Origin of the sequence: Paracoccus haeundaensis (genome assembly GCF_006239215.1) — a bacterium.
GTDB lineage: Bacteria > Pseudomonadota > Alphaproteobacteria > Rhodobacterales > Rhodobacteraceae > Paracoccus > Paracoccus marcusii.
On sequence record NZ_VDDC01000001.1, the window covers coordinates 114283 to 131560 of the forward strand.

General features: G+C 68.9%; 18 protein-coding genes. 13 read left to right on the forward strand and 5 right to left on the reverse strand.

Going from position 1 to position 17278, the window contains the following annotated elements; all coding sequences use genetic code 11:
* The first annotated feature begins 4 nt into the window (after window positions 1-4).
* From FHD67_RS00555 to FHD67_RS00570, 4 genes are all read left to right on the forward strand, one after another.
* A complete protein-coding gene (locus FHD67_RS00555; protein ID WP_139597466.1) occupies window positions 5-2548 on the forward strand; it encodes a penicillin-binding protein 1A in 2544 nt (847 codons plus the stop codon).
* 215 nt (window positions 2549-2763) lie between these two features.
* Window positions 2764-3888 carry a peptide chain release factor 2 gene (gene prfB / locus FHD67_RS00560; protein ID WP_045999394.1) on the forward strand — a complete coding sequence of 375 codons (1125 nt, stop codon included), beginning with the start codon at window positions 2764-2766 and terminating at the stop codon, window positions 3886-3888.
* Complete coding sequence (locus FHD67_RS00565; protein WP_246071168.1) at window positions 3885-4871, forward strand: aldo/keto reductase; 987 nt, start codon at window positions 3885-3887, stop codon at window positions 4869-4871. The genes prfB and FHD67_RS00565 overlap by 4 nt, the downstream gene beginning before the upstream one ends.
* A gap of 87 nt (window positions 4872-4958) precedes the next feature.
* On the forward strand, window positions 4959-6023 hold the full coding sequence (locus FHD67_RS00570) for a patatin-like phospholipase family protein (RefSeq protein ID WP_139597467.1): 1065 nt from the start codon (window positions 4959-4961) through the stop codon (window positions 6021-6023).
* On the opposite strand, the gene FHD67_RS00575 is transcribed toward FHD67_RS00570, so the two are convergent.
* The 3 genes from FHD67_RS00575 to FHD67_RS00585 are packed head-to-tail and all read right to left on the reverse strand — an operon-like array spanning window position 6020 to window position 8152.
* Window positions 6020-6937: a pseudouridine-5'-phosphate glycosidase gene (locus tag FHD67_RS00575; protein ID WP_139597468.1), complete on the reverse strand. Its 918-nt coding sequence runs from the start codon at window positions 6935-6937 to the stop codon at window positions 6020-6022. The genes FHD67_RS00570 and FHD67_RS00575 overlap by 4 nt on opposite strands.
* On the reverse strand, window positions 6934-7812 hold the full coding sequence (locus tag FHD67_RS00580; protein ID WP_139597469.1) for a PfkB family carbohydrate kinase: 879 nt from the start codon (window positions 7810-7812) through the stop codon (window positions 6934-6936). Before FHD67_RS00580 ends, FHD67_RS00575 begins: the two co-directional genes overlap by 4 nt.
* Window positions 7796-8152, reverse strand: a complete 357-nt coding sequence (locus tag FHD67_RS00585) for an ArsR/SmtB family transcription factor (RefSeq protein WP_045999391.1) — start codon at window positions 8150-8152, stop codon at window positions 7796-7798. Before FHD67_RS00585 ends, FHD67_RS00580 begins: the two co-directional genes overlap by 17 nt.
* 189 nt (window positions 8153-8341) lie before the next feature.
* On the opposite strand from FHD67_RS00585, the gene FHD67_RS00590 reads away from it, so the two are divergent.
* The 5 genes from FHD67_RS00590 to FHD67_RS00610 all read left to right on the forward strand — a co-directional run bounded on the left by FHD67_RS00590 (window position 8342) and on the right by FHD67_RS00610 (window position 11064).
* A complete protein-coding gene (locus FHD67_RS00590) occupies window positions 8342-8716 on the forward strand; it encodes an AtpZ/AtpI family protein (RefSeq protein WP_045999390.1) in 375 nt (124 codons plus the stop codon).
* 2 nt (window positions 8717-8718) lie between these two features.
* Entirely contained in the window at window positions 8719-9468 is a 750-nt protein-coding gene (locus FHD67_RS00595) for a F0F1 ATP synthase subunit A (protein ID WP_045999389.1), read from the forward strand.
* A gap of 88 nt (window positions 9469-9556) precedes the next feature.
* Window positions 9557-9793, forward strand: coding sequence for a F0F1 ATP synthase subunit C (locus tag FHD67_RS00600; RefSeq protein ID WP_022707390.1), 237 nt, complete (start codon window positions 9557-9559; stop codon window positions 9791-9793).
* A gap of 75 nt (window positions 9794-9868) precedes the next feature.
* Window positions 9869-10504, forward strand: coding sequence for a F0F1 ATP synthase subunit B' (locus FHD67_RS00605; protein ID WP_084693672.1), 636 nt, complete (start codon window positions 9869-9871; stop codon window positions 10502-10504).
* The gene (locus FHD67_RS00610; protein WP_045999388.1) at window positions 10501-11064 is read left to right on the forward strand and encodes a F0F1 ATP synthase subunit B; all 564 of its coding nucleotides are present in this window, start codon (window positions 10501-10503) and stop codon (window positions 11062-11064) included. The genes FHD67_RS00605 and FHD67_RS00610 overlap by 4 nt, the downstream gene beginning before the upstream one ends.
* A gap of 61 nt (window positions 11065-11125) precedes the next feature.
* Here FHD67_RS00610 and FHD67_RS00615 read toward each other — a convergent pair whose 3' ends face one another.
* Both FHD67_RS00615 and FHD67_RS00620 read right to left on the reverse strand, forming a co-directional pair.
* Window positions 11126-11908 (reverse strand): FadR/GntR family transcriptional regulator, encoded by a 783-nt coding sequence (locus FHD67_RS00615; protein ID WP_045999387.1) that lies wholly within the window; start codon window positions 11906-11908, stop codon window positions 11126-11128.
* A 100-nt stretch (window positions 11909-12008) separates the two neighbouring features.
* Entirely contained in the window at window positions 12009-12680 is a 672-nt protein-coding gene (locus FHD67_RS00620; RefSeq protein ID WP_045999386.1) for a YiaD family glycine zipper/OmpA-like lipoprotein, read from the reverse strand.
* A gap of 245 nt (window positions 12681-12925) precedes the next feature.
* On the opposite strand from FHD67_RS00620, the gene nth reads away from it, so the two are divergent.
* From nth to mltG, 4 genes are all read left to right on the forward strand, one after another.
* Window positions 12926-13588 carry an endonuclease III gene (nth, locus tag FHD67_RS00625; protein ID WP_139597470.1) on the forward strand — a complete coding sequence of 221 codons (663 nt, stop codon included), beginning with the start codon at window positions 12926-12928 and terminating at the stop codon, window positions 13586-13588.
* Window positions 13585-14613 carry an adenosine kinase gene (locus FHD67_RS00630; RefSeq protein ID WP_139597471.1) on the forward strand — a complete coding sequence of 343 codons (1029 nt, stop codon included), beginning with the start codon at window positions 13585-13587 and terminating at the stop codon, window positions 14611-14613. Before nth ends, FHD67_RS00630 begins: the two co-directional genes overlap by 4 nt.
* 149 nt (window positions 14614-14762) lie before the next feature.
* Window positions 14763-16025 carry a beta-ketoacyl-ACP synthase II gene (fabF, locus tag FHD67_RS00635; RefSeq protein ID WP_045999383.1) on the forward strand — a complete coding sequence of 421 codons (1263 nt, stop codon included), beginning with the start codon at window positions 14763-14765 and terminating at the stop codon, window positions 16023-16025.
* Window positions 16025-17206: an endolytic transglycosylase MltG gene (mltG, locus tag FHD67_RS00640; protein WP_176695014.1), complete on the forward strand. Its 1182-nt coding sequence runs from the start codon at window positions 16025-16027 to the stop codon at window positions 17204-17206. Before fabF ends, mltG begins: the two co-directional genes overlap by 1 nt.
* Window positions 17207-17278 lie beyond the last annotated feature (72 nt).

Consider the following 17278-nt stretch of genomic DNA (forward strand, 5'->3'; position numbering starts at 1 on the left):
CCCCGTGCTGCGACCCATCCTGTCTTTCTTCGGTGCGATCTTTTCCTGGGTGGTCACCGGGGTGTTCTTTGCGGCCCTGACCGTCGGCGGCATCTTCTGGATCTATTCGCGCGACCTGCCCAGCCACGAGACGCTGGCCCAGTATTCGCCCAAGACCATCAGCCGCATCTATTCCGCCGAAGGCCAGCTGATCGACGAGTTCGCCGAGGAGCGCCGCATCTTCGTGCCCATCGACGAGGTGCCCGACCTGATCAAGCAGGCCTTCGTCAGCGCCGAGGACAAGAACTTCTACAGCCATCCGGGCTATGACCTGCGCGGCATCCTGTCCGCCGCCTTCGAGGCCGCGGTCTCGGGTGGGTCCAGCGTGCGCGGCGCGTCCACGATCACCCAGCAGGTGATGAAGAACTTCCTTCTGTCCAGCGACCGCAGCGTGGAACGCAAGGTCAAGGAGCTGATCCTGGCCGCGCGGCTGGAACGCAGCCTGTCCAAGGACCAGATCCTGGAGCTGTACCTGAACGAGATCTTCCTGGGTCAGAACAGCTTCGGCGTGGCCGCCGCGGCCCAGACCTATTTCAACAAGTCGCTGTCCGAACTGGCCCCGCACGAGGCCGCGATGCTGGCCGCCATGCCGCAGGCGCCCGGCCGCTATCACCCCGTGACCGCCAAGGAGCGCGTGACCGAACGGCGCAACTATGTCCTGCGCGAGATGTGGCAGAACGGCTTCATCGACGAGGGCACCTATGAGGCCGAGGCCAAGCTGCCGCTGCGGTCGGTGCAGAACGGGGACTATCCGTCGTTCCGCCGGGCGCTGCCGCCGCGCGACTATTTCACCGACGAGATCCGCCGTCAGCTGAGCCTGGAGTTCGGCCAGGAGGAGTTCTTTGGCGGGGGGCTGACCATCCGGGCGACCGTCGATCCCGACCTGCAGTCGGAGGCGGCAAGCGCGTTGCAGACCGCGCTGGAGGATTACGACCGCAACCGCGGCGTCTGGCGCGGCACCGGAGAGGTGATCGAGGCCGGACTGCTGACCGACGAGGCCAGCTGGCGCGGCGCGCTGTGGGACCTGCGCCTGCCGCGCGACATTCCGGGCTGGCACCCGGCCGTGGTGCTGGAGGTCGGTGCCTCCGACGCCCGCATCGGCATCGAGGGGATCGAGGAGGACGCCGACGGTCACTGGATCCCCGCATCCGACGTGCAATGGGCCCGGCCCCTGGACCGCGAGACGCGCACGCTGGGTTCGCGCGCGCAGGTGGCGGGCGATCTGGTGCGGGTGGGCGACGTGGTCCTGGTCCGCGCCATGATGGATGGTGCCGATTTCAACCGCTGGAGCCTGCGCCAGGTGCCCGAGGTGCAGGGCGGTTTCATGGCGATGGACGTCAATACCGGCCGCGTCCTGGCGATGCAGGGCGGGTTCTCGTACGAAAGCAGCGTCTTCAACCGCGCCACGCAGGCGCAGCGCCAGCCGGGGTCGTCCTTCAAGCCCTTCGTCTATGCCGCTGCGCTGGACAACAACTATACCCCCGCGACCATCGTCGTGGACGAGCCGATCCGCATCAACACGCCCCAGGGGCTGTGGGAACCGCAGAACTCGTCGGGGCGCCATTACGGGCCGACGCCGCTGCGGACGGGGATCGAGCAGTCGCGCAACCTGATGACCATCCGCATCGCGGACGACATCGGCATGGATCGGGTCGCCAAGTATGCCGAGGATTTCGGCGTCTATGACACGCTGGCGCCGTTCCTGGCCAACGCCCTGGGCGCGCAGGAGACGACGCTGTTCAAGATGGTCGCCGCCTATGCGATGTTCGCCAATGGCGGCGAGCGGGTCGAGCCCACGCTGGTCGACCGCGTGCAGGACCGCCGCGGGCGCACCGTCTATCGCCACGACCAGCGCGTCTGCGAGACCTGCGCAATGCAGGCCATGCCCGCCGGGCAGGCGCCGGTGATCGACACCAACCGCGAACGCGTGATGGACGCGGTCACGGCCTATCAGCTGACCTCGATGCTGGAGGGCGCGGTCGAGCGCGGTTCGGGGTCGGGCGTCGATCTGCCCGTGCCGATCGCGGGCAAGACCGGCACGACCAACGATGCCAAGGACGTATGGTTCATCGGCTATTCCAGCAACATCGTGGCGGGCTGCTATCTGGGCTATGACCAGCCGCGTTCGTTGGGTGAACGGGCTTATGGGGGGACGCTGTGCGTTCCGGTTTTCAACGCGTTCATGCGCGAGGCCGTGGCCGAGTATGGCGGGACGGAGTTCACCGTCCCGCCGGGCGGCTATTGGGTCAAGATCGACCGCATCACCGGCCAGCGCCTGCCGGACGACGCCACCGGTCCGAACGTCATCGCCGAGTATTTCCGTGACGGCACCGATCCCGACTGGCTGACGCCCTATGTCGTGTCGGGCTTTGGCGACGAGGTGGTGATCCTGCCCTGGGAGGCCGGGGCCAGCGGTGGGGGGCAGGCGATCACGACCTCGACCGGCGAGAGGCGGGTCATTCCGGGACGGACCGATTTCGGCACCATGTCGTCGGGCGGGCTGTACTGAGGCCGCGCGCCCGTTTGCGTCCCGCGACGGGCGGGGGGCCTGCCGCCCCCCGCACCCCCCGCCCACCGCGGTGACGATGGGGCGTCCGGGGGCGTCCGGAGCGGGACCGGCGGGCGCATGGCGCAGCGCGCGTGGCGTAAGGCGTGCCGGTCTTGCCCAAGGGCGGCCTTCGCGGTATCACCCCGGACCTGACGCCTGACCGAAGGAATCCGCCCATGCGCGCCGAGACGCAGTCCACCATCGAGGCCATCCGCCGTTCCCTGACCCTGCTGGGCCAGCGCCTGGACTGGACCACCGCGCCGCATCGCCTGGAAGAGATGAACGCCATGATCGAGGATGGCGACCTGTGGTCGGACCCGGCCCGCGCGCAGAAGCTGATGCGCGAGCGGCAGTCGCTGTCGGACGCCATCGAGACCTATCGCCGGATCGAGGGCGACCTGTCGGCCAATGCCGAGATGATCGAGCTGGCCGAGGAGGAGGGCGACGCCGAACTGGTGTCCGAGGCCGAGGGCAACCTCAAGGCGCTGGCCAAGATGGCCGCCCAGAAGGAACTGGAGGCGCTTCTGAACGGCGAGGCCGACGGCAACGACACCTTCCTGGAGATCAACGCGGGCGCGGGCGGCACGGAAAGCTGCGACTGGGCGTCGATGCTGGCGCGCATGTACGTGCGTTGGGCCGAGAAGAAGGGATACGAGGTCGAGCTGCTGTCCGAGACGCAGGGCGAGGAGACCGGCATCCGCAGCGCCGCCTACAAGGTCAGCGGGCACAACGCCTATGGCTGGCTGAAATCGGAATCAGGCGTGCACCGGCTGGTGCGCATCAGCCCCTATGACAGCGCGGCGCGGCGGCACACCTCGTTCAGCAGCGTCTGGGTCTATCCGGTGGTCGACGACAATATCGAGATCGACATTCCCGACCGCGACATCCGCATCGACACCTATCGGTCGTCGGGTGCCGGCGGTCAGCACGTGAACACCACGGATTCCGCCGTGCGGATCACCCACCTGCCCACCAACATCGTCGTCACGTCGTCGGAAAAATCCCAGCACCAGAACCGCGCCAACGCCATGGCCGCGCTGAAGGCGCGCCTGTACCAGATGGAGCTGGACCGCCGCAACGCGGAGGTGAACGCCCAGCATGCCGCCAAGGGCGATGCGGGCTGGGGCAACCAGATCCGCAGCTATGTCCTGCACCCCTATCAGATGGTCAAGGACCTGCGCACCAGCGAGGAAACCAGCGACACCCAGGGCGTGCTGGACGGCGACCTGGACCGCTTCATGGCCGCGACCTTGGCCCTGGACGTGGCCGGGAAAAGTCGCGCCGAGGCCAACGCCGAGTGATCCCGCGGCGCCAGCTTGGGCAGGGCGGTCCCCGGGTCGGGGCCGTGGCCTTGGGGACGATGAACTTTCAGGGCACCTATGGCGCGGCGGATGCGGCGGAGAGCCAGCGGGTGATCGACGCCTGCATCGACATGGGGATCGACCATATCGACACGTCCGACGTCTATGGCGCGGGCGGGGCCGAGGAGATGCTGGCCCCGGTCCTGGCGCGCCACCGGGGCCGCGTGACGATCGCCAGCAAGGCGGGCATCACCCGCAATCCGGATCATCCCTTCGACAATTCGCCCGCCTATCTGCGCGCCGCACTGGAGCGGTCGCTGCACCGCATGGGGGTCGAGCGGATCGACCTCTACTATCTGCACCGCCGCGAGGCCGCCCGCCCGGTCGAGGAGGCGATGGAAGCCCTGCTGCGCCTGCGCGACGAGGGCAAGATCGGCGCTATCGGCCTGTCCGAGGTGGCGCCGTCCACGCTGGAACGCGCCTGCGCCGTCGGTCCGGTGGCCGCCGTGCAGTCGGAATATTCGCTGTGGTCGCGCCAGGTCGAACTGGGCATGGTCGATGCCTGCGCGCGTCACGGGGCGGCACTGGTCGCGTTCTCTCCGGTCGGGCGGGGGGTCTTTGCCGATGTGCCGCCGGACCCGGCGGGCTTTGCGCCGGGCGATCTGCGCGCCGGCATGCCGCGGTTTCAGACCGATACCTGGGCGCGCAACCTGCCGCGGTTGCGGGCCTTTGCGGACTGGTCGCGCGATCAGGGCGAAAGCCCGGCGGCCGTGGCGATCGCATGGGTGCTGTCGCGCGCGCCGCATGTCATCGCGCTGCCCGGATCGCGCAGCCTGGAGCATTGGCGTCAGATCGCCCGCGGCGCGGGCCTGTCGCTGAGCGCCGATCAGCTGGCCCGGATCGACGCGATCCTGCCCGCCGGGTGGGCGCATGGCGCGCGCTATGGGACCGCGATGGCGCAGGGGCCCGAAGGCTGGGCGTGATGCCGCAGCGCGGCATCGGCGCGGAACTTGCCATGATATCGGACCTTTGTATGATGCTGCGACTGCATCATGAACAAGGGGCGGGCCATGGAGATCAAACGCATCAATCTGGCCCTGCAGGGCGGCGGCGCGCATGGGGCCTTTACCTGGGGCGTCCTTGACCGCCTGCTGGAGGAGGAGTGGCTGGAATTCGCGGCGATCAGCGGCACTTCGGCCGGGGCGCTGAATGGCGCTGCGCTCAAGGCGGGGCTGGCGGCGGGCAAGGGCCTGGCCGGGCGGCGTGCCGCGCGCGAGAACCTGGATGCGCTGTGGATGCAGGTCGGATCGAAAAGCGACAACCGCGTGGTGCGCTGGACGCAGTCGGTGATGCCCATGTCCCGCGGCATGCAGCGCTGGACCGAGATGGTGTCCCCGGCCGCCTGGATGGACAACCTGACGCGGCTGTTCAGCCCCTATGATTACGGCCCGTTCTACGTCAACCCGCTGGAATCGCTGCTGCGCGACCTGCCTTGGGCGGATTTCACCTGTGATCGGGGGCCGGACCTGTATGTCGCCGCCACGAACGTCCGCACGGGTCGCATCAAGGTCTTCACCGGTGGCCAGGCGACGGTCGATGCGGTGATGGCCTCGGCCTGCCTGCCGACGCTGTTCCGCGCGGTCGAGATCCACGACAGCGACACCGGGCGGATCGAGGCCTATTGGGATGGCGGCTATGCGGGCAACCCGGCGCTGTTCCCGCTGTATCGCGCCAGCCTGCCGCGCGACATCCTGATCGTGGCGATCAACCCGCTTATGCGCGAGGTGCTGCCCCGCACGCCGGTGGAAATATCGGACCGCGTGAACGAGGTCAGCTTCAAGAGCAGCCTGATGAACCAGCTGCGCGCCATCAATTTCGTCAAGCGCCTATTCGCCCAGGGCAAGATGGACGGCGACGCGATGAAGAACGTGCTGATCCACCTGATCGACGACGACAAGCTGATGACCGACCTGTCGGCGCGGTCCAAGCTGATGCCGCGCCCGGGCCTTATGGCGGCGATGAAGGCAGCGGGCCAGCAGGCCGCCGACACCTTCCTGTCCGACCATGCGGACAAGCTGAACAGGGCCGACAGCTTCGATCTGGCGGCCCTGTTCCCGGCACAGCGCGTGGTTTAGGCCATCGCGGCGGCGATGCGCGCGGCCAGCCGCGCGTTGTTCAGCACCAGTTCGATGTTGCTCTCCAGCGAGCGACCTTGGGTCAGTTCGAAGACGCGCGACAACAGGAAGGGCGTCACGGCCTTGGCGGCGATGCCCTGGGCCGCGGCCTCGGACAGGGCCTGTTCGATCACGGGCATGATCTGGTCCTGCGGGATCTCGGCCTCGACCGGGATCGGGTTCGCGACCAGCTGGCCGCCCTTGAGGCCCAGGGCCGCGCGCATTGCGGCGGCGGCGGCGATCTCCTCGGGGCTGTCCATGCGCAGCGGCGCGCGGATGCCCGAGGCGCGCGACCAGAAGGCCGGCAGCTCGTCCTGGCCATAGGCGATGACCGGCACGCCCAGGGTCTCCAGCACCTCCCAGGTCTTGGGCAGGTCCAGGATCGCCTTGGCGCCCGCGGCCACGACCGTCACGGCGGTCTGCGCCAGCTCCTGCAGGTCGGCCGAGATGTCGAAGCTGTCCTCGGCCCCGCGATGGACGCCGCCGATGCCGCCGGTGGCAAAGACCTTGATGCCCGCCAGCTGCGCGCAGATCATGGTGGCCGCCACCGTGGTGGCCCCCGTGCGGCCGTTCGCGATGCAGACGGCCAGGTCGGCGCGGCTCAGCTTCATCGCCTCCGCCGGCGGGGTCTGGGCCAAGGCGCGCAGGGCCGCAGGCGTCAGGCCGATGTGGATCTGGCCGCCCATGACGGCGATGGTCGCGGGGACGGCGCCGCCCTCGCGGATGGTGGCCTCGACCTTCTCGGCCATCTCCAGGTTCTGGGGCCAGGGCATGCCATGGGTGATGATCGTCGATTCCAGCGCCACCACGGGCAGGCCGCGATCCAGCGCGTCGCGAACCTCGGGGGCGAAGGTGAGGGGGGCAGTATGGGTCACGGGACATCCTTTCCGGAGACATGCGCGGCCGAGGCCCTGACGGCCTGCCGCAGCGCCGCGTCGCGCGGCATTTCCTTGAGTTCGGCGGCCAGATGGGCCGCCAGAAAGCAGTCGCCCGCACCGGTCACGCGTTCCACGGTGACGGTGGGGGGCTGATGGGTCAGCGTGGGGCCTCCGGCGATCGCCTCGGCCGCGGGATTCGGGCCGTCGGTGACCAGCACGCGGGCGGCGCCGCGCGCCACGACCGCCTCGGCGGCCAGTGCCGCGTTGGCGCAGGCGCGCCCGGCCAGGATCTCGGCCTCCAGCCGGTTCAGATAGAAGCAGCCGCGCCGCGCGGCGATCAGCGGCTCCAGGCGTTCGGCCTTGCCGGGGCTGGCGGGCACCACGCGCAGGTCGGCGCGTATCAGGCGCGGATCGCGGGCAATCGCGGACAGCAGCTCCTCGGTCAGATTGCCGTCCAGGACCACGGGGCCGATCCAGGCGGGGAGGGTGTCCAGCGGCGCCAGGATCGCGGCGCCGGCCAGCTCCAGGCTCAACGCGTCGGCCACGGCGGCGATAAGCCCCTCGCTGTCCTCGATCGCCATGTAGCAGTCGGTGGGCAGGCCCGCGTCGCGGGTCAGGTGTTCGGTCATCACGCCAAGGCGCTGCGCCTCGGCGATCAGGCCCTCGCCCTCGGAATCGCGGCCCACGGCGGACAGGACCGACGGTGTCATGCCCCACCGCGCCAATGCGACAGCCACGTTCAGCGCCACGCCGCCCGGCAGGTGCCGGATGCGGCCCGGCACGTCGGCCCCCGGCGCCATGCGGCGCGGCGCGCGGCCGATCACGTCCCACAGCATCGCGCCGATGCACAGCACGTCAGGCGTCTTGGTCATCGTCATCCCCCAGCTGGGCGTTCAGAAAACGTTCGAAATCGTCCAGGTCCACCGGGTCGAACTGCCCGAACCCCTGCATCCAGACCGAGGCCTGGCGCATCCCGTCCGGGTCCAGCTTGCACCAGGTGATCCGGCCGCGCCTCTCCTGCCGGATCAGGCCGGCGGCCGCAAGCACCGCCAGATGCTTGGAGATCGCCGCAAGGCTGACCTGGAACGGATCGGCCACGTCGCTGACCGCCATGTCATCCTCCAGCAGCATCGACAACACCCGACGCCGCGTCGGGTCCGACAGGGCCGCAAAGATCAGATCCAGCCGGTCCGGCGGGGTGGGCGGGGTCATGGCGGGGCTTTCTGCGGAGGGCGATGGTCAACCGGGCGGTTGAATGATGGCGCGGCGCGATCGGGATTGCAAGATTGCCGCCACCGAAGAAAGGCAATGTGGATCAATGCGTTGCAGGCAGGTCTCAGTTGCTTGACTTGGGGGGCGTCTGCCCCTAGACAGCGCCCAACGACGTCAGGGGCGTGACAGATGGCCGAAAGACCCCAGGGCGATGCGGACAGGGCGGCGGATGCTGACCGGCTGCGCGCGCTGGAGGCCAAGCTGGCCGCCCTGACGCCAAAACCCGAAGGCCCCGGCCCGATGGGAAAGTACGAACAGGCAAACCTTGCCTGGCGGATGGTGATCGAACTGGTGACCGGCCTGGGGCTGGGCTTCGTGTTCGGTTACGGGCTGGACTATCTGATGGGCACGACGCCCTTCCTGATGGTCCTGTTCATCTTCCTCGGCCTTGCGGCTGGCGTCAAATCCATGATGCGCACCGCGTCCGAGCTTGACAGGAAATCCGGCCCCGCGCCGGAAGGCGAAAAATCCGGCGAACGGCCGGACCGTGACGAAAGGGACTGATCGTGGCGACGGAAGCGACTGGCGGCGGCCTTGAATTCCACCCGATGGACCAGTTCGTGGTCTCGCCGCTGTTCGGTGACGGGCCCGTGGCGTGGTACACGCCTACCAACGTGACGCTGTGGCTGGCGCTGACGGCGCTGGCGTCCATCGCGCTGCTGGTGCTGGGCACCCGCGGCCGCGCCATCGTGCCGAACCGCGCCCAGTCCATTGCCGAGATGGCATACGGCCTGGTCCACAAGATGATCGAGGACATCGCCGGCAAGGATGGCCTGCGGTATTTCCCCTACATCCTGACGCTGTTCATGTTCGTGGTCTTTGCGAACCTGCTGGGTCTTCTGCCGCTGGCCTTCACCACGACCTCGCACATCGCCGTCACCGGCGTTCTGGCGCTGGCGGTGTTCTTCGGCGTCACCATCATCGGCTTCGTCAAGAACGGCGCGCATTTCCTGGACCTGTTCTGGGTGCGCTCGGCGCCGCTGGCCGTGCGCCCGGTCCTGGCCGTGATCGAGGTCATCAGCTACTTCGTGCGTCCGCTGTCGCTGTCCATTCGTCTTGCGGGCAACATGATCGCCGGCCACGCCGTCATCAAGGTTTTCGCGGGCTTCGCGGCCATCGCCGCCGTCGCCCCTGTCGCCATCATCGCGGTCATCGGGATGTACGCCTTCGAGGTGCTGGTCGCCATCGTTCAGGCCTATGTGTTCACCATCCTGACCTGCGTTTACCTCAAGGACGCGCTGCACCCGTCGCACTGACGCGACGGTCCTCGCAGCCCCTGCGCGGTCCCGCATCGGGTCCGCATCCACCAAGATCGACCAACTTCCAACCGCAAGGAGAAATACCATGGAAGGCAATATCGCAGAACTGGGCCAGTACATCGGCGTCGGCCTGACCGCGTTCGGCATGGGCTTTGCCGCCCTGGGCGTAGGCAACGTCGCCGGCAACTTCCTGGCCGGTGCCCTGCGCAACCCGTCGGCCGCTGCCGGCCAGACCGCCACGCTGTTCATCGGCATGGCATTCGCCGAAGCACTGGGGATCTTCTCGTTCCTCGTCGCGCTTCTGCTGATGTTCGCGGTCTGATCCACGGCCATCCTTGCGGCGGGGTGGGGGCCTGTCCCCCGCCCCTTCGTTCGTTCCAAGGCCATGGGGTAGGATATGTTCAGCCTGTTGCAAGAGGCCGCCACCACCGCGGTCGAAACCACTGAGGGCGCGATCGTCATCGACGATGCCGCGACCCACGGCGCCGATGCCGCGACCCACGGGGTCGATGCAGCCGGACACGCCGCCGAAGCCGCGGGCCTGCCGCAGCTGGATATCGCCACGTTCGGCAACCAGATCTTCTGGCTGGTCGTCACGCTGGTGGTCCTTTATCTGGTCCTGTCGCGCGTGGCCCTGCCGCGGATCGCGGCCGTTCTGTCCGACCGTCAGGGTGCCGTCACCGGCGATCTGATGGCCGCCGAAGAATTCAAGCTGAAGGCCCGCGAGGCCGAGGCTGCCTATGACAAGGCGCTGGCCGATGCCCGCACCGAGGCACAGGCCATCGTCGCCCGCAACCGTGCCGAGATCCAGGCGCAGCTGGACCAGGCGATCGCCAAGGCCGATGCCGAAATCGCCGCCCGCACCGCCGAATCCGAGGCGCGCATCCGCGAGGTCCGCGCATCCGCCGATGTCAGCGCGCGCGAGGTGGCACAGGATGTCACCGCCGAACTGGTCCGCACCTTCGGCGGCCAGGCCGACGACGCCACCGTGGGCGCAGCCCTGGACGGGCGCATGAAAGGGGCCGTGCAATGAACCGCATGATCGCAACGCTGATCCTGTTCAGCGCCGGACCTGCCATGGCCGCATCGGGCGACTACGGCTTCTTCTCGCTGCGCAACACCGACTTCATCGTGCTGCTGTCCTTCCTGGGCTTCATCGGGGTGCTGGTCTACTTCAAGGTCCCCGGCCTGATCGGCGGCCTGCTGGACAAGCGCGCCGAGGGCATCCGCAACGACCTGGACGAGGCCCGTCGCCTGCGCGAGGAAGCGCAGGAGATCTATGCCAGCTACGAGCGTCGCTCGCGCGAGGTCAAGACGCAGGCCGACCAGATCGTGGCCAACGCCAAGCGCGAGGCCGAGGCTCAGGCCGCCACGGCACGCGAGGATCTGTCCCGGTCGATCGACCGTCGCCTGCAGGCGGCCCAGGACCAGATCGCCAGCGCCGAGAACGACGCCGTGCGTGCGGTCCGCGACCGTGCGGTAGCCGCGTCCATCGCCGCCGCCGCCGAGATCCTGGCAGGCCAGGTGCGCGCCGGACAGCGTTCGGCCGGCATCGACGATGCCATCGAGGACGTGGCGCGTCGCCTGAACTGAGATCGCCCGGCCCGACATCCGGCCAAGACTGATCGAAAGGGCCCCTTCGGGGGCCCTTTTGCTATGGCGCGCGGCGGTTCTGCAGGCGCAGCCGTGCGACGGCCGCGTGATCGTCGGCGCGCCGCTGCGCGGTCAGGGTGCGGGCGACCAGGTCCAGATGATCCTCCAGCACGGCACGGGCGCGGGGGCCGTCGCGGGCCTGCAGCGCATCGTTGATCGCGATATGCTGGTCCAGCAGGCGGTCGCGCAGTTCCGGGCTGGCAAAGATGCGCGGGCGGTTGAACAGCATGCCCTGGCGCAGCAGGTCCTGCATCGCGCGCATCAGGTGCAGCGCGATCAGGTTGTGGCTGGATTCTACGATGGCCATGTGGAAATCGGCGTCCAGCGCGGCCTCGATCTGCGGATCGGGGCTGGCATGGGCATGGCGCATGGCCTGGACGATGCGGTCCAGCACGGCCAGGTCGGTCTCTCCGGCGGCCATGGCGGCGCGTTCCGCGGCCAGCCCCTCCAGATCTTTGCGGAAGGTCAGATAGTCGTCGGCCGCCTGCGGATGGCGCGCGATCAGGCGAACCAAGGCAGGAGAGAAAGCGCTGCCCAGCACGTCGGCCACGAAGACGCCCGCGCCCGGTCGGGTGACCAGCAGCCCGTCGGCCTGCATTGCGGCCAGCGCCTCGCGCAGGGAAGGGCGGCTGACGCCCATGCGTTCGGCCAGTTCGCGTTCGCCCGGCAGGCGTTCGCCGGGGCGCAGCACGCCTTGCAGGATCAGGGCCTCGATCTGGGCCACGACGGCGTCGGACAGTCGGGCGGCGTCGATGGGCTGGAAGGGGCTGTCGGCGTCGGACATGGCGGTATCCCGGGGGTTCTGGAAGGCCATCCTAGAACCGGACCCCGCCAATGCAAAGAGGCCGGGCAATGGCCCGGCCTCTGGTCGCGATGAGGCAGGATTACTGCGTCGGACGGATCAGGATCTCGACGCGACGGTTCTGCGCGCGGCCCGCGGCGGTGTCGTTCGATGCGATCGGCTGGTTGTAGCTGGCGCCAAGCGCCGACAGGCGACCCGATGCCACGCCGGCGGCGGCCAGGATGCCCGCGACCGACTGCGCGCGGCGCTGCGACAGGTCCTGGTTCAGGGCGGCGCTGCCGGTGTTGTCGGTGTGGCCCACGACCTCGACCCGGCTGTTCGGATACTGGTTCAGGTTGCGCGCGACGGCATAGAGGTCGGTCTGCGCCGGGCCGGAGACGGCGGCCGATCCGGTGGCGAACAGGATGCCCTCGGGCAGGATGACCTGCAGGTAGCTGCCGCGGTTGATGATCTGCACGTTGGGGTTGCTGATCGACTGTTCCAGCGCCGCCGCCTGGCGGTCCAGGATGTTGCCGGCCACGGCACCTGCGGCGGCACCGATGATTGCGGCGCGTGCGGCGTCGCGGCCCTGGTTGTTGCTGTCGCTGTCACGCGTGCCGCCATACAGTGCGCCCACGGCGGCGCCTGCCAGCGCGCCCTGCTGGGTGCGGCTGAGGCCGGTGGCGCCGGTGCCGGTATCGGTCATCGCGGGCGCGCAGGCGCCCAGCAGGGTCAGGCCACAAACGGCCAGGATCGAAGTCTTGCGGAGGTTCATCGGGCTCCCTTTCCTTGGGTCGCGGGCGGGCCTTGGTGCCGCACCCGGTGCGTTCGTGGCTGCCCCGGCGGTTCGGTGGAACCGATTCCGGGATCTGCCGTCAACGCGTGGCAAGCTGTCGCAGTTCCGCGCCAAAGGAAAGTCACTGTTTCGTGGAGGCCACTGGAAACGCGGCAGAAACCCGCCCGTGGCCCGCCGGGACGGGGCGCGCTTGCAAACGGGCGCGGCGGCGGTCAAAAGCAGGCATGGCCATCCAGCGTCGCATTCCGCCCCCGTTGCCCTTTGCTGATCAGGTCGCGATCTTTTCGCGCCTGGCCGAGGCGAACCCGGCCCCCGAGACCGAACTGCTGTTCGTGAACCCCTTCACCCTGGTCGTGGCGGTCGCGCTGTCGGCGCAGGCGACGGATGTGGGCGTGAACCGCGCGACGCGGGGCCTGTTCGCGGTGGCCGACACGCCCGAGAAGATGCTGGAACTGGGCCTGGAAGGCGTGACCGAGCATATCAGGACCATCGGGCTCTATCGTCAGAAGGCCAAGAACGTCATCGCCCTGTCGCGCATCCTGGTCGACGATTACGCCGGGCAGGTGCCCGACAGCCGCGCCGCCCTGACTAGCCTGCCGGGTGTCGGGCGCAAGACGGCCAATGTCGTGCTGTCCTGTGCCTTCGGCCATCCGGCGCAGGCGGTCGACACGCATATCTTTCGGGTGGGCAACCGCACCCGCATCGCCCCGGGTCGCGACGTCGACGAGGTCGAGCGCGCGATCGAGGACAACGTCCCCGCCCGGTTCCAGACGCACGCGCATCACTGGCTGATCCTGCACGGGCGCTATGTCTGCCAGGCGCGCAAACCCCGCTGCGGCATCTGCCCGATCCGCGACCTGTGCCCCTATGAGGAGAAGACCGCATGACCACCCCGGACCGGACTGGGCCCTATATCATCGGCATCGGCAACGCCGTGATGGACATCATCGCGCCGACTGAGGAAACGCGGCTGGAGGCCCTGGGCATCACCAAGGGCATCATGCAGCTGGTCGACCGAGAGCGGTCGGAATACCTGATGGCCGCCCAGGCCGACGACCATTCGGCGCGCCGCGATCAGGCGCGCATGGTCGCGGGCGGCAGCGTGGCGAACACGCTGGCGGGCATCGGCGGGCTGGGCCTGCGCACGGCCTTCATCGGCAGTGTCGCCGATGACGAGATCGGGCGGCTCTATGCACGCCAGACCGAGGCCGCGGGCACGCGCTTTGTGAACGCGCCGGTGGCGGGGGCGGGGCTTCCCAGTTCGCGCACGATCATCTTCGTCACGCCCGACGGAGAGCGGTCGATGAACACCTATCTGGGCATCTCGGCCGAGCTGGGGCCGGAGGATGTCGCGCCCGAGGTGTTCGACGGCGCGGGCTGGCTGTTCCTGGAGGGCTATCTGTTCGACAAGGACAAGGGAAAGGCCGCGTTCCTGAAGGCCGCCGACTGCTGTCACGCGGCGGGGGGACAGGCGGGCATCGCGCTGTCGGACCCGTTCTGCGTGGACCGTCACCGCGACGATTTCCGCCGCCTGGTCGCGGGTCCGATGGATTACGTGATCGGCAACGTCCACGAATGGCAGTCGCTGTACCAGGTCGAGGACCTGGAGGAGGCGCTGCGCCTGGCGCAGGCCGATTGCGGCACGGTGATCTGCACGCGGTCGGGCGACGACGCGATCCTGATCCGGGGTGGCGAGCGCGTGACGGTGCCGGTCCGGCGCGTCGTGCCGGTGGATGCGACCGGGGCGGGCGATCAGTTCGCGGCGGGGCTGATCTATGGCCTTGCCTCGGGGCATCCGCTGGAGGTCGCGGGACGCATGGGCATCATCGCGGCCTCCGAGGTGATCGGCCATGTGGGCGCGCGCCCGCAATCCGACATCCGGGCCCGGTTCCGGGCCGCGGGCCTGGGCTGATCTGCGTCCCGCGACGTGCCGGGGGGCCAGCCCCCCGGACCCCCCGGCGGCGCGCCGCCATGGCCTGCCCATCGCAATTTCGTGGCGTTGCGCGGCAGGGGGGGCGCGTGTATCAGGGCTGAAATTGCGAGCAGCTGAAGGAATTGCCGATGCGCAGGGTTGTTGTCACCGGGCTTGGGATGGTCACGCCACTGGCGTCCGGCGTCGAGGCGACGTGGGAACGTCTGCTGGCCGGGAAATCCGGCGCGGGGCCGATCACGCGCTTTGACGCGTCCGACGTGGTGACGAAATACGCCTGCGAGATCCCCCTGGGCGACGGCAGCGACGGCACCTTCAACGCGAACGACTGGATGGAGCCCAAGGACCGCCGCAAGGTGGACGACTTCATCCTGTACGGCATCGCCGCCGCGCATCAGGCGGTGACCGACGCGGGCTGGATGCCCGAGGACGAGGAAAGCCGCCTGCGCACGGGCGTGATGATCGGCTCGGGGATCGGCGGGCTGTCGTCCATCGCGGACACGGCGGTCCTGATCAAGGAGCGCGGGCCCAAGCGGGTGTCGCCCTTCTTCATTCCCGGCGCGCTGATCAACCTGATCTCGGGTCAGGTGTCGATCCGCTATGGCTTCAAGGGGCCGAACCACGCGGTGGTCACGGCCTGTTCGACCGGCGCCCATGCCATCGGCGATGCGTCGCGGATGATCCGCTATGGCGATGCCGACGTGATGATCGCGGGCGGCGCGGAAAGCCCGATCAGCGAAATCGGCATCGCGGGCTTCAACGCCTGCAAGGCGCTGTCGACCAAGCGCGAGGACGACCCGCAGGCGGCCAGCCGCCCTTATGATGCGGATCGCGACGGGTTCGTGATGGGCGAGGGCGCGGGCGTCGTCGTGCTGGAGGAATACGAGCACGCCAAGGCACGGGGCGCCAAGATCTATGCCGAGGTGCTGGGCTATGGCATGTCGGGCGATGCCTATCACATCACCGCGCCTTCCGAGGACGGCGATGGCGGATACCGCGCGATGGAGGCGGCGCTGCGCAGCGCGAACCTGACGCCGGACCGCATCGACTACATCAACGCGCATGGCACCTCGACCATGGCCGACACGATCGAACTGGGCGCGGTCGAACGCCTGATGGGCGATGCCGCGTCGGGTGCGGTCATGTCGTCGACGAAATCCAGCATCGGTCACCTGCTGGGCGCGGCCGGCGCGGTCGAGGCGATCTTCTGCGTGCTGGCGATCCGCGACCAGATCTGCCCGCCGACGATCAACCTGGACAACCCCGCCGTGACGCCGAAGCTGGATCTGGCGGCCAATGCCGCGGTGCGCCGCAAGGTCGACGTGGCGCTGTCCAACAGCTTCGGCTTTGGCGGGACCAATGCCAGCCTGGTGCTGGGGAAGGTCGCCGGATGATCTGGCGCAACATCGCCTCGAACTTCCTGACGCTGGCCATCGTGCTGCTGATCGCGGCGGCGGCGGCAGTTGCCTGGGCCAAGCGCGAATTCAGCGGGCCGGGCCCGAGCGCCATCGCGCAATGCGTCCAGATCTCTCCGGGCGCCAGCCTGAACGCGGTCAGCAACCAGCTGGCGGCGCAGGGGGCGATCTCGAACGCCTACATCTTTCGCGCCGGGGCCGACTACATGGACAAGGCGCGCGACCTGAAGTTCGGCAGCTTCCTGATGCCGCCGCAAGCCAGCATGGAGCAGATCGTTGAGACGGTGACCGCGGGCGGCCCCTCTACCTGCGGGACCGAGGTCGTGGTGCGCGTCGGCGTGCGCGAGAACACCGTCCTGCTGCGCGACACCAACCCCGAGACCGGCGCCTATGAGGAAATGGCGCGCTGGACCCCCGGCAGCGGCGACCGCCCCGCGCCCCTGGTCCAGGCCCAGGATCGCGCCGACGTGCGCCTGTCGCTGGTCATGGCCGAGGGCGTCACCAGCTGGCAGGTGGTCGAGGCGCTGCGCGCCGCCGATTTCCTGACCGGAGAGGTGGCCGAGATCCCGGCCGAGGGAAGCCTGGCGCCCGACACCTATCTGCTGGAGAAGGGCGGCGACCGGAACGCGATCCTGGCCCAGATGGCCAGCCGCCAGGCCGCCATCCTGGCGCAGGAATGGGAGGCGCGTCCCTTCGGCATGCCCTATGAGACGCCCGAGGAGGCGCTGATCATGGCCTCGATCGTCGAGAAGGAGACGGGGCAGGCGGACGAACGCCCGCAGGTCGCCAGTGTCTTCGTGAACCGCCTGCGCCAGGGGATGCGCCTGCAGACCGACCCCACGGTGATCTATGGCGTGACGAACGGGCAGGCGGTGCTGGACCGCGGCCTGCGCCGGTCGGAGCTGGACACGCCCACGCCCTTCAACACCTACCGGATCGACGGGCTGCCGCCCACGCCCATCGCCAATCCGGGCCGGGCTGCGATCCGCGCGGCGCTGAACCCCGACGAGACGGACTATCTGTACTTTGTCGCGGACGGCACCGGAGGACACGCGTTCAGCCGCACGCTGGAGGAGCACAACGCCGCCGTCGCCCGATGGCGCGAGATCGAACGGCAGCAGGGCCTGCCCGCGGACAGCCCGGTCCAGACGGCGGATTGATCGCGCAGGTTTGACAAACACGGCCCCCGGACGCAGGCTTGCATCCGGGGGCCTTTCTCATGGCCCCATAGC